The sequence below is a fragment of the Ruegeria sp. HKCCD7628 genome, assembly GCF_057221005.1.
The window spans coordinates 1-11,042 of the sequence record NZ_JBWVBA010000027.1 but is presented as its reverse complement, the minus strand read 5'-3'; the positions used below and the strand labels follow the sequence as shown (position 1 = coordinate 11,042).

General features: G+C 53.1%; 13 protein-coding genes. 3 read left to right on the top strand and 10 right to left on the bottom strand.

Annotated features, from left to right (window positions below; genetic code table 11):
- Positions 1-432: 432 nt before the first annotated feature.
- The 7 genes from AC2TAD_RS22065 to AC2TAD_RS22035 all read right to left on the bottom strand — a co-directional run bounded on the left by AC2TAD_RS22065 (position 433) and on the right by AC2TAD_RS22035 (position 6,503).
- Entirely contained in the window at positions 433-1,005 is a 573-nt protein-coding gene (locus AC2TAD_RS22065) for a hypothetical protein (protein ID WP_480870672.1), read from the bottom strand.
- Positions 1,006-1,384: 379 nt separating this feature from the next.
- Positions 1,385-2,506 carry an alanine/ornithine racemase family PLP-dependent enzyme gene (locus tag AC2TAD_RS22060; RefSeq protein WP_480870669.1) on the bottom strand — a complete coding sequence of 374 codons (1,122 nt, stop codon included), beginning with the start codon at positions 2,504-2,506 and terminating at the stop codon, positions 1,385-1,387.
- Positions 2,503-3,702: an N-acetyltransferase DgcN family protein gene (locus tag AC2TAD_RS22055; RefSeq protein ID WP_480870666.1), complete on the bottom strand. Its 1,200-nt coding sequence runs from the start codon at positions 3,700-3,702 to the stop codon at positions 2,503-2,505. The genes AC2TAD_RS22060 and AC2TAD_RS22055 overlap by 4 nt, the downstream gene beginning before the upstream one ends.
- Before the next feature lie 92 nt (positions 3,703-3,794).
- Entirely contained in the window at positions 3,795-4,649 is an 855-nt protein-coding gene (locus AC2TAD_RS22050) for a hypothetical protein (RefSeq protein ID WP_170545366.1), read from the bottom strand.
- On the bottom strand, positions 4,639-4,992 hold the full coding sequence (locus AC2TAD_RS22045; RefSeq protein ID WP_170336655.1) for a hypothetical protein: 354 nt from the start codon (positions 4,990-4,992) through the stop codon (positions 4,639-4,641). Before AC2TAD_RS22045 ends, AC2TAD_RS22050 begins: the two co-directional genes overlap by 11 nt.
- 3 nt (positions 4,993-4,995) lie before the next feature.
- Positions 4,996-5,304, bottom strand: a complete 309-nt coding sequence (locus AC2TAD_RS22040; protein WP_170336653.1) for a hypothetical protein — start codon at positions 5,302-5,304, stop codon at positions 4,996-4,998.
- A gap of 446 nt (positions 5,305-5,750) precedes the next feature.
- Complete coding sequence (locus AC2TAD_RS22035) at positions 5,751-6,503, bottom strand: Crp/Fnr family transcriptional regulator (protein WP_170545368.1); 753 nt, start codon at positions 6,501-6,503, stop codon at positions 5,751-5,753.
- Between the two features lie 135 nt (positions 6,504-6,638).
- Here AC2TAD_RS22035 and AC2TAD_RS22030 point away from each other — a divergent pair, with 135 nt between their 5' ends.
- Together AC2TAD_RS22030 and AC2TAD_RS22025 are read left to right on the top strand one after the other, a co-directional pair.
- Positions 6,639-6,872 (top strand): hypothetical protein, encoded by a 234-nt coding sequence (locus AC2TAD_RS22030; protein WP_170619842.1) that lies wholly within the window; start codon positions 6,639-6,641, stop codon positions 6,870-6,872.
- A 676-nt stretch (positions 6,873-7,548) separates the two neighbouring features.
- Positions 7,549-7,782: a hypothetical protein gene (locus AC2TAD_RS22025; protein WP_480760747.1), complete on the top strand. Its 234-nt coding sequence runs from the start codon at positions 7,549-7,551 to the stop codon at positions 7,780-7,782.
- A gap of 259 nt (positions 7,783-8,041) precedes the next feature.
- Here the strand turns inward: AC2TAD_RS22025 and AC2TAD_RS22020 are convergent, their stop codons facing one another.
- From AC2TAD_RS22020 to AC2TAD_RS22010, 3 genes are all read right to left on the bottom strand, one after another.
- Entirely contained in the window at positions 8,042-8,251 is a 210-nt protein-coding gene (locus AC2TAD_RS22020) for a cold-shock protein (protein ID WP_480760749.1), read from the bottom strand.
- A gap of 301 nt (positions 8,252-8,552) precedes the next feature.
- On the bottom strand, positions 8,553-9,599 hold the full coding sequence (locus AC2TAD_RS22015; RefSeq protein WP_480870660.1) for a DEAD/DEAH box helicase: 1,047 nt from the start codon (positions 9,597-9,599) through the stop codon (positions 8,553-8,555).
- A 525-nt stretch (positions 9,600-10,124) separates the two neighbouring features.
- Entirely contained in the window at positions 10,125-10,403 is a 279-nt protein-coding gene (locus AC2TAD_RS22010) for a WGR domain-containing protein (RefSeq protein WP_480870657.1), read from the bottom strand.
- A 332-nt stretch (positions 10,404-10,735) separates the two neighbouring features.
- Here AC2TAD_RS22010 and groES point away from each other — a divergent pair, with 332 nt between their 5' ends.
- Positions 10,736-11,023 (top strand): co-chaperone GroES, encoded by a 288-nt coding sequence (gene groES, locus AC2TAD_RS22005; protein WP_480870654.1) that lies wholly within the window; start codon positions 10,736-10,738, stop codon positions 11,021-11,023.
- Positions 11,024-11,042: the final 19 nt, after the last annotated feature.

The following is an 11,042-nucleotide window of genomic DNA, read 5'->3' as shown; positions in this document are numbered from 1 at the left end:
AAAAACTCAGATCACCCAGGCTCGTCAACTATACCTCAGAGTTTGCGACACATCCTACGCTTCGTCTTCAGCACCGATTACCGATCGGGTTCCACGTTAAAAGGCCCGGGTCAGCACCAATAAGATAAAATGAGATATGATCAGAAAAGCTGGTAAGACCGGCGTCAGGTTATCAGCGACGCCGAGCTAACCCAGGGCTTACTGATACGCCATTTCGCCACGCGCTCAACCCCTTGCAGCGTCGACAAATCCGCTCTCCGAACCCTTCGCTCCAGAATGGCGTTCTGCAACGAAGACACGGGCGTTCTTGCGGCACGTCATTGTGGGCGCGAGCCATGATCGTATCTGCGTCGTTGTCGAAGTCTTCCATCAGTTCTTAACCTCGATTTCTGTTTTGGTTTATACAGCGACTGGAAAAGAAAGTTCCGAGCCCTAAGCCTTGAGATTGAAGGAGCTGCCTGGTTCAGACTGTCCGATGGGACGGCCTGTAATCCGAGGGGTTTTAATAGGACGAACTGGCATTCCTTCGTTCTCAGCAGCTTGGACAGCGAAAGCATACTGAGAACCGCTTGCGCATCCTCGTGGTATGGCTCGTTGATCTGATGATCCGTCGTCTGCCTCAGAAATGAGCGACTCCGAGTAGAGGTGCCGAAGTTGAGTCTCAGACACACCATCCGCTTCCATAATCAATTGCACCATGGGATCGGCCAAAAGTTGGTCGAGCAAGAACTGCGACAACTGCTTTGAAGACAATTTATCCTTTGCGCGGGCTCTCTCCAAATCAGTAAGAGAAACGGTCAAGGTTCGCGCCAGACCGGGGTGAGATTTCCGTGGAAGCAGAAAGATTAGCACTGATGCTTTCCAGGCTTCTGGATCCAAATAATCTGGTGGTGCGGAAAGCTCAGTTTCTATGTCGTATTCGCCCGCCGGGAGTAATTCGTCAAAGCCAGGGAAAGTAAACGGCCTGGAAAAGACTGCGATTGTCTTGCTGATTAGTTGGTTCATTTGGGTAGTTCTCCTTTGCTGATACCGCTCGCTCGGAGATGTAAACAAGAACAAGCCACCCGCTCCCGGCAGGGTATTATCAGTTTTGAGGTTTAGGCTTTGATTTTTCGGGGACGGCGTCCTGCCCTTTCGACGTCACTTCTTTTTTTGACGCGTCCGCATCGTTTTCCTTCAGTGCGGCAGCCGCTCTGGTCGTCAGGTCTTTGAAAGACATCATTTTGATCCTTTGATTGTCCGCAACACCCACGAGCCCAGATAGGGTGTGAAAAGTGAATGCGGCTACATCCAATATAGGGATTGGGTGCCTCATTTACTACGTAAAGCCGTAGAATAAGACGGGTGGCTGAAGCAGAACCGAGGCGGCGGCAACCCTGGCGCGCTACTTTCGCTTCGAATATGGGCGATCAGTGTTCGCTGGGGTGCAGTCAACCAATGCGCCATCACCATGGAAGACTTTTGCTACATCAGGTGCAGCCATGCCGCGCGAGAGCGCGCTATAGTTCAATTTCAGCTTTACCTCGCCACCAGGGCGAAGCAGACAATTGGTGTTTTCAACAACGATATGATCACTGGTGGCTCCGACGAACGTGACGCCAGCAGGGAATATTAGACCCGCTGCATCGGTGTCCTGGAGTCCAATGCCAAGGATCGACCGAGTTTTCGAAGGACTGTCTAAAGTCACACACTGCATAGAAGGTATAGGATAATTCAATTGCAAGGAATTTGGATTTGATTTGGTCTTCGTTTCGATCACTTCCGCCCAAAGCGTGAAAACATCTGTGTAAAGCCCGTCGATCGCGTACCCCGAAACGGGATCGGTACCCAGCAGGATGGCCTCACCCAGACGCAGGTTGTTGAATTTTCCGGTCGCCCCCTTGCCAAGCGCCCATGGCAAACTGGCAGAACCGCCGCCTGACACTGTTTCCAGAGCGGGTCCACTTGCAAGTTCGGTGTCGGCGGCAAGCGACGAAAGCAATTCCATTGCTCCTGCAGAGGGTGCCACATGACCCAGACAGGCAAAATTTGCGCCAATCCCCTTCAGAGAAATCCCTTCCATTCTAAGAATTTGAGACACAGTGCCCTCAAGGTGTTCAGGCAAGATGCCCTCCCGCATATCCCCCATTTCCACCATCAGGATAATATTGTGAGTAATGTTCTTCCCCAGCGCCTCGATGGCCAGGCTGGCGATAATGTCCATCTCAGTGTTGAAGCTGACATCGCAGTTATCAAGGACTTGCGCGACCTGGCTCAGCATGGGCGTTCGGATCAAGGATATGGAGCACGAGATTCCAGCATCGCGCATACGCATGATATTGCTGATCCGCGCGTCCGCCAGCCCTGTCGCGCCACCTTCAAGCATAGCATTCGCAATCTCAGGATGACCGCAAACGGCTTTTGTCACACCTGTCACCGTAATTCCGCGGGGTCTAAGGTGGTCGACCAGGAACCGTGTGTTGTACCGAATTTTATCCAGATCAACGTCGATACGCAGCTTGCTCATTCAATCGTCGTAGCACGTACGGGTTGCAAGCGCGGAAAGGCAGATAGAACCATATTCACCAAGTTTTTTGGAGGACGGTTCAATGCGTCAGTGACCGGGAGATACAATTTGCAGTTGTAGTCTGTGATGGCCTTTGAAATCTCAACATCATTCATTCCTTCATGGTTGATCGTCATGCCAATTACCTCTGTGTTCGCAAAAGCCTCGATCAGGGTGATTTCATCGCAAGGGTCGGGCATAGTCATGTTGGGGAAATCACATCGACGTTTTCGTTTAGGCGCGTGTTGAAGAATAACTGCATGTGGCTGACTGCCTCGCAGAATGAAGGCTGATGTGCAAAAAGCCGGATGGCTTAGCGCGCCCGGGCCCTCGATCACTATTACATCCGGGTGTTCATCTTCAGATGCTGCAACAACAGCGCGCTCAAGCTCGCCACAGCAAAATTGCGGCGGCACCGAATCCATCGCGACACCATACTTGGCGCCCTGCATCAATCCTGTCTGGCCGGTACCGACCAAAACTGTTTTGATCCCATGCGCGTTAAGGGCACATGTCAGGATTGTCGCGGTTGTACGCTTTCCAATTGCACAATCGGTGCCGAACACCGCGATGCGGATCGCCTGGACGTCTCCAATACTGCCATCTAACAGGCGCAGGTCGGGATTGGGCCGCGGCTTGCGAATGTCGCGTATCGTGACATCGTGAATTTTGGCAAATCCGGCGAGCTCTTTATCATCACTAAGAAATTCATGCAGTCCACTCACGATGTTCATTCCGAGCGTTATCGCATCCACGACAACTTCGCGATCCTCAAGGGACATTCTGCCGCTGGCCGGCGCCATTCCGTAAATAAACGTGTCGGGGATCGTAGCTTCATTAGCGACGGCGGCATCAAGATCATCGAAGATGGGAACCTGATTTGCGACATTATCAAGCACTTTGCCACTGTCACGACCGCCATACGTGCTGTCGATCACCGAAAGAACGCGATAGGCCTGTGAATGTCGAACGAGACCATTAGCCGTCTTGCCATCGATCTTTGCGAAGTTTCCTTCGCAATACACAATTGCAGTCGGTGTATCTGTCACAAGTGTCTTGCGGTGAAGCTCTGGAAAAACTGCTTGTTCAGGCGGCAGCTTTTGCGCATCGCTGGCAATGAACTGCTTGGCATCCGACGCAATGGGTACGGGTTTCATATTTGTTCCTTTTTGGAGTGTGAAACGCGCGTCCTTGGTAAGGACGGGCAAAAATTGTGAAGTTTGGGAAAGTGGGCTTTCTGTCTGAATTCTCACTGGTTCAGAACACACAGCCCTTCTGATCGATGATAGTTTTTGTGGCATTGCCACCCATTGCCGGATCGGTCGATATGGGCATTTGCCGGTAGCTCGATTGCATTGCAGCGATCACCGGACGCCTCGTAGCCACGTTCGCATTTCCATCCAACTCCATGGATCGCGTCATCGTAGAAAGCATTTTCAGGCACAAAGACGGCATCGCACCTTCCGTCGCGCTCAAAATACCCACGCTCGCACGTCCAGGGACGCCCGCTGGTTGATGCGTTCAGAAAAGCGTTTTCCGGCACCGCTACTGCCACGCATGCTTCTCCGTCTATTTCGTAGCCACGGTTGCAACGCCATGCAGATCCATAAGTGCTATTCGTCAGGTAAGCATTATCCGGCACCACGATTTTCTGGCAGCTATCGTCTACTCTTGTGTATCCACGCAGGCACCGCCACCTCTCACCTGATGGATCGAGATATCCACCCTCAGGCACAATCACTTCAGTGCATGTGGTGCCGCCAACTGCAACAAAGCCGTGCATACATGCCCACCCTGAGCCGTAGGTTCTGTTTGTGGGGTAGGCATTTCCCGGCACGACAATGGCCACGCATTCTTCGCCTTCCAACCGATAGGACAAATCGCATTCCCAACCGTCGCCATACTTTTTGGGATGCGCGTTATCCGGGATCGAATTTGTTTCGGCCGATGCGGGACTTGATGAGATAAAGGAGCCCACCAAGCAGCTGAAAACGGCAACAAACAACGCAGTCATGAAGTGAGAGCAAAACCAGTGCTGATTTTTTCTATTTGTCCTGGTGCAAACGGCGTCGTCCGAAAGTTGAGTTGTTGAGTTACGATTCATCCAGGTTCAGCCCCTCAATACAGGCCTGCGCCAGATCTTTGTTTGGAGTTTGGGATCCTGGTACCGTTGCCCAGCCAGCGGCCATGACGGCATCCTTCTGCTTGAAAGACGAAGCTTCTTTGATTGTCGTCAGTTTTTCGGCGCGTTGGGCGTCAGTTCTCGCCATGTCGACGCAGACCGGAACCAACGCAGCGATTACATTGTCGCGGGACATGGCGTTGGCCATCTTGTCCGCGCTACCGCCGGTCATCCATCCACCCCAAGAAAATCCAACGACGCCTACGAAAACCCCTCCGATCAGGGCACCGTAGATTCCGGGTTTAAGCCATTCGGGCGTGTTCATAATCTATTCCTCCTGCGGGGAAAGCGCCGCATCGCTGTCATTGTTAGATGTAGCCAAGGTCTGGTCGTGCTTGAGCGCCAGTTCAAAATCTTCTGGGTCAATTGGGCGCATTTCTGTGCGGCCTGGCTTGCTGCCCTTGCCCTGAACGGTCAGGTAGGTTCCGGTTCTTCGATATGCTTCGAAACTCAGGCCCTGGAGTAGTTCTTCTTCAACAACTACTTCATACTCGCCTGCAGGAAGTTCATCCGGGTAGCCGGACAAAGAGAACGGATTTGAAAACGTCACCAAAGAACTGGACGATCTCGTGCTCACCTTGGTCCTCCATATAGTTTGTTGGATCTTCCCCGCGCAGTCTGCCGCGGTACACGCTCGTAAGCACCGCGGTAGTACTGGCGTTGTAATTTAGAATAATGTGCAAATGGCAGACGCGCGCTGATCGATGTTAGTCTGCGGCCAATGACCTGAGATTTTATTGGAATCTCAAATGCATTTGGTGCCCGAGGATCAGGTACTGCCAAAAATTGACTAACCTGCGTCAGTGCAACGATGTTTGGATTCCGGCAACGTGATGTGTGTTGGCGGGATATTTGCTGGCGTGTTCTTAACGAGTATTTGAGAAGCGCAGGAAATCCAGTACCGCAATCGGACTGTATTTATCTTGCGCTTCTTTTTCAGTGAAATCCCAAATCTGCCGAAGCGAATGGCGTCTCTAACCAGGCAACTATCGTCAAAATCCCGGCATCGCCGAAGGGGTGAACCTATTGTTTCAACAGTGGCCCGACCTGATCCAGATAAGTGGGGTCAAAACCGGCCAACGTCACCAGTCCGTCATAATCATCAAATGCCACTTGCCCGGATTGAAAAGTAACCAGCCCCTTCTCCCGCAGTTGCCGTAGGACACGATTAACATGTACAGCACTCAGTCCCAGCGCATCGGCAAGATGGTATTGTGTCAGTGGGCAGGTATATCCCATCTTGGTTGCCATCCCGACCTGAGTCAGCCTCACACCAAGTTCCAAAAGAAAATGCGCCATGCGCTCACTCGCATCTCGCCGTCCTATGTTGACCAGGTGCTCAACCACCATCGCTTCATCTCTAGAGACCGCCCAAAGGATTGCTGTCGCCAGCCGGGGCGTTTGCGCAAATGCTTCCAGGAGATCATCCACTACTACCTCAATGGCTTGGATTTCCATGATTGGTTCTATGCTGTGATCCGAGGTGTGCAGCAGAACGCTCCGCAAGCCCAGAAAGTCACCCGGTACTTGGAAGTCGACGATCTGACGCGAACCGTCTGTCTGGGTTTTGTAGGAACAAACCCAGCCCGAGGACAGAACGTAGGCAGCCTGCTCTGATTGCCCTTGATGCACAAGGTCACGTCCCGCTTCAAAGGTCCTGCGACGCTTGTGCAGGCGCGCTAATACCGCAAGTTCAACCTCAGTCAGAGAGACGAAGTTTGAGAGCTTTCGGGTGAGGGGGCTGTTATTGATAGTGGGCAAATATTCTTCCTTCATCAATGAGCCGTCCGCAAAACTATACCACGCAAAGACTGCTTTCGATCAGTTAAGTATACTGCAATCCATGCCAGAATGGTGCAATTCATCGTGGCGCTTCCTTGCTTGGACGCCTGTCAAAAAAGGACGTCTACCATGGCCGACCGGCAAGACTACTCAGGAATAGCCGCACTCTCAATCTGTGAAGCGCTTTTGCTTGCAATTAAAGATCGTGAGCTCCTCCCCGAACATGAGATTGTGGGAGTTCTGCGTGACGCAGCCGCTGCCCACGAAGCAGCGGTTGGCAACAAGGAAGAAAAGGATATGCACCAGGCCGCCGCTGTTCTGATAAACCAGATCATTGCTTCCGGCTATCGCGTTCGGCAGTAACGTTATGTCCCGCATCGGAAAACTAGATTACGCTCGCCAAAAAAAGCTTAACAGCAAATAGACACACTTTTGGCACCTCGTTCCTGATCAGTTCAAACACGAAGCAAGAACCAAAGTTTTAAGGTTTGCTATATCCCGCGTCTTGCTTGTCCGACCGTGCTGCGGCGAAGGTACGGTTTCCGTTAACGCAAATACAACGCCTGCGAATGACCTGATTGGTGACACTCGCCGCGCCGCAACAATAAGTATGCGCGACCGCGAGCAAATGCTGCTTCAGCGAAGGCTCCAGAACGAATGACGGCAAAGTCGCGCAGACTGAGAGTTCAAACTGCCCCAAAATTATCGCACGCAGCGAATGGCAACAAATCGGGCTGCAGCCGCAGCATTATGATGAGGTGCTGGATGTCGGCACTGGGTCGTCATTGCCCGCGAGAAAAAGGTCCTGCTGTCCGATGCTGCACAGTGTTCAAACCGGAGCAACGGTGCATTACGGCCATTGAACTTTGTTTGCTCGGAAAGGAGGTTGGAGTTCGTGTGAATTTCGCAGGTGCAAGCCGGCCTAACAAATTCACTGCACCGTTCAACGCATCTCGATATAGTGTAATAGGCGTGAAGTCGCAGGGGTTCGTATCTATGGATAGCTACCCCGAAAGCGCAGTCAAGAAGAGGCGTCGCCATGAGATCGCGTAGTGACATTACTGCTTTGAAAACCCTGGCTATATCGGGTGGCCATACGTTGTCCTTGGTCAGTGGCGATGTCGAAGACCAGGTTACATTTCAGCTCGAACGCTTAGTTTCGGAAGGATTGGCTACGCGAGATTCACCAAAATCCGGACAAGGTACAACGTACCGCGTCACCGCGTTGGGTAAAAAAGTATTGCAGGATTTTGAAGATGATCAAAAAGAGTGACGGAATGAAGCGGATTTTCTGCAGGATATTCGGGCACAAGTGGCGCGTTCGCTGGGCATCGAACCACCCCTTTCATTCCCTGTCTTCGCTGCGGGGTGGGCGGAGATATCCACTGCAACGAGGTTCACTAAAGGGGGATAGGATTTGCAGATCCGATCTCGCCATTGCCTCGCAAAGCAGCAAAAGAATGCGTTTGCGACTTCAGAAACTACCACTCAGCGGCCAATATGGCCGCTGAGTGAAGTTGCTTAAAAGCAATTTACTGCAATTTCAGGTTTTCGGCAGAGGACTTGCCGCGCATCCGGTCTTCGACGATATCGAAGCCGACCTTTGCGCCTTCTTTCAGGCTGTCGAGGCCAGAGCGCTGAACGGCGCTGATATGCACGAACGTGTCACCGCTGCCGTTATCCAGTTCGATGAAGCCAAAGCCCTTAGTTTCGTTGAACCATTTTACTGTTCCGGTCGTCATGAGATTATCCTTTCAATGACATGTGCGCCCGCCGGGATTGGCGGGGCAGCTTGCTGCGTTCAGACAGCAGGTTGGGTGAACTCACCAATATTGGAGAGCATCCGCATAAGACCATCCTGCGCTTGGGCGGGGCCGATCTTGTGCTGTTGGTGTCCGTTCCGCTGACGCGTTACGTGACTAACCGTTCGCGGTTTTGGCGACGGCGCAATTTTGGCAGCACAGGGCATTTGCGGCTTGGCATCGCGACCGCGTTTCACAGGCTCGTCTTGCGATCCTGTGTCGCTTGGCAGCCTGTTGCCGATCAGTTTTTCAATATCCGCAGGAGGGACATCTCTTCGCGATCACACAGCGAAATTGCGGTGCCTGTTCGGCCTGCGCGGGCGGTTCTGCCGATGCGATGCACATAGGATTCCGGCACATTCGGAAGCTCATAATTCACCACATGAGACACATCGTCGATGTCGATGCCCCGTGCCGCAATATCGGTGGCCACAAGGACGGTAGTTGCGCCTGACCGGAAACCCGCCATGGCGCGTTCGCGCTGAGGCTGGCTTTTGTTCCCGTGAATGGCAGCGGAGTTGATCCCGGCTGCAATCAAGTGTTTGCAGACGTTATCTGCACCGCGCTTGGTGCGTGTAAAAACGACCGCGCGGTGAACAGCTTTGTCCGACAGAATGTCTGCCAGGGCACGACGTTTGTCCTGCTTGGCCACAAGCCGGACGCTCTGCGCGATCCGCTCTATCGGTTTTGAAACAGCCGCCACCTGAACCTCTGCCGGATTGTACAGGAAGTCATCGGCAAGCTTTCTGATCTGTCTTGGCATGGTTGCCGAAAGCAACGCCGTCAGGCGTGTCTCGGGCAGCTTGGCCATGATCTTGCGAATGCTGGGCAGAAAGCCCAAATCCAGCATCTGATCGGCTTCATCCACCACAATTGATTTGGTCGCGGACAGGTTAATAACACCCGTGCCAAGGTGGTCCAGCAGGCGACCGGGCGTTGCCACCACAATGTCCACACCGCCGCTGAGGGCTTTGATCTGCCCGCCGGAGCGCACGCCACCGACGACAAGCGTCGCGGAAATCTGGCTGAACTGGCTGTAAGCACGGATGTTGTCCACGATCTGCGCCGCATCCGATGCCACAGCCTTCAGTGTTGCGGTCTGGAACTCTACCCCTTCGCCGGACACGCCGGGCGTGACAAACACCTGTCCCTGAATGCCTTTGGAGTGCATCTCAATCGCTGCAGTCGGATCGAACAGGGCTTTCCGAAACAGGTCATTCTGTGCTGCGATCTCTGCCGCCTGAAGGCTGGTGTCATTCTCGATGTCTTTCGTCGCTTCCGTATTCAAAACCATCTCTCCTTTTGTGGTGCGACCTCCGGGGTTCATCCCCTTTGGTGCTGGTTTTGAGCCGAGCCCTGAAAGGGCGTCGTCTCTAAAACCTGCCCCGTGGCGAACGCGGAGAGGGGCGAGACAGGACAAATCGACAAGAGTGGTGCGGCCCGCAGCGCAACGCGCGAGGACACGGTCTTGTCTATTTGTCTTGTCCGAGGGGGGAGGCCGCGCCTTCCCCCTGACGTCGGGTGGCGTTTGGCTTGTCCAAATCCCGCCTGACCAACAAAAGAACCCAAAGGATCTTCGATCCGGCGGGAGCGCAAAAAGGATCATCACCCGAATGGGCAGATCACCGCGGCATGGAGCGACCATGACCCAAAGCCCCTGCCCCGGCGCGCAAGAGACGGGTCAAGGGCTACTGCGTCAGGGAGATCATGTCGGGGTGTTCTGGGTGGAAGCCGGCACGCCGGCTGGAACCTAGAGCCCGCTCACGAGGCGACAGGCTCGGGATTTGCTACGAAAACAGATTGTCACCTGAAGTCACTCACCGACCGGAACATACCCCCGGCGGCGCTTTTGCTTTTCGAGGTTTTGGAGCGCTTCACCGGCCTGGGCTTCGTCATCATGTGTCACCATCATGGCTTGCCCGTTTGTCCCAATACGTCCCCAAGTACGAAGGACGGACACTTCCCCAAACAGCGTCGGCTGCAATTCTATTCCATAGAACCGCGCCATGTTAATGTCGGGGTCCACATGGATCAGGTGGACAGGTGTGGTTGCCGTCAGTTCCATGACGCGATTGTCGGTGAACTCAGCCATCCTGTCCAATGACTTTGCGAGATCAATTGTAAGGTAAGGATTCTTTACCTTTTTGGCACCTGGGAAAAGCCCCACCGATCGACAAGAGATTTTACCCTGTTCGACCGCTGATGTGATAACGAGGTTGTTTCGAAATTGATGACCGAATATCGAGACACTTCATCAACGGTAATGCTCTGAAAACAAACACAACAATTCTCTTTTGACTTCGCGTAAAGATTTTTTTCTTTATACCTCTTGAAACGGTGCTGTTTCTTTCCAAAATCCCGCTTGTTAGCACTCTTCAACAGGGAGCGCTAATAGGATGAATCGCCAATTGAGGAGAATTCAGAATGGCCTTCAAACCTCTACATGATCGTGTGCTGGTTCGTCGCGTTGAGAGCGAAGAAAAAACCGCTGGCGGCCTGCTCATTCCAGACAGCGCAAAAGAAAAGCCCAGCGAAGGCGAAGTTGTTGCAGTCGGCGAAGGCGCACGCAAGGACAACGGCGAGCTGATCGCAATGGCCGTTTCCGTAGGTGACCGGATCCTGTTCGGCAAATGGTCGGGCACCGAAGTCAACATCGGCGGTGAAGAACTGTTGATCATGAAAGAAAGCGACATCATGGGGATCATCGAGTAAGGCCCTCGCGCTTCACTCT

Coding starts and splice junctions, on each gene's coding strand:
- AC2TAD_RS22025 (WP_480760747.1), top strand. CDS start 7,549: ATGAGATCGCGTAGTGACATTACTGCTTTGAAAACCCTGGCTATATCG.
- AC2TAD_RS22065 (WP_480870672.1), bottom strand. CDS start 1,005: ATGAACCAACTAATCAGCAAGACAATCGCAGTCTTTTCCAGGCCGTTT.
- AC2TAD_RS22055 (WP_480870666.1), bottom strand. CDS start 3,702: ATGAAACCCGTACCCATTGCGTCGGATGCCAAGCAGTTCATTGCCAGC.
- AC2TAD_RS22060 (WP_480870669.1), bottom strand. CDS start 2,506: ATGAGCAAGCTGCGTATCGACGTTGATCTGGATAAAATTCGGTACAAC.
- AC2TAD_RS22045 (WP_170336655.1), bottom strand. CDS start 4,992: ATGAACACGCCCGAATGGCTTAAACCCGGAATCTACGGTGCCCTGATC.
- AC2TAD_RS22035 (WP_170545368.1), bottom strand. CDS start 6,503: ATGAAGGAAGAATATTTGCCCACTATCAATAACAGCCCCCTCACCCGA.
- AC2TAD_RS22010 (WP_480870657.1), bottom strand. CDS start 10,403: ATGGCTGAGTTCACCGACAATCGCGTCATGGAACTGACGGCAACCACA.
- AC2TAD_RS22050 (WP_170545366.1), bottom strand. CDS start 4,649: ATGAATCGTAACTCAACAACTCAACTTTCGGACGACGCCGTTTGCACC.
- AC2TAD_RS22030 (WP_170619842.1), top strand. CDS start 6,639: ATGGCCGACCGGCAAGACTACTCAGGAATAGCCGCACTCTCAATCTGT.
- AC2TAD_RS22020 (WP_480760749.1), bottom strand. CDS start 8,251: ATGACGACCGGAACAGTAAAATGGTTCAACGAAACTAAGGGCTTTGGC.
- groES (WP_480870654.1), top strand. CDS start 10,736: ATGGCCTTCAAACCTCTACATGATCGTGTGCTGGTTCGTCGCGTTGAG.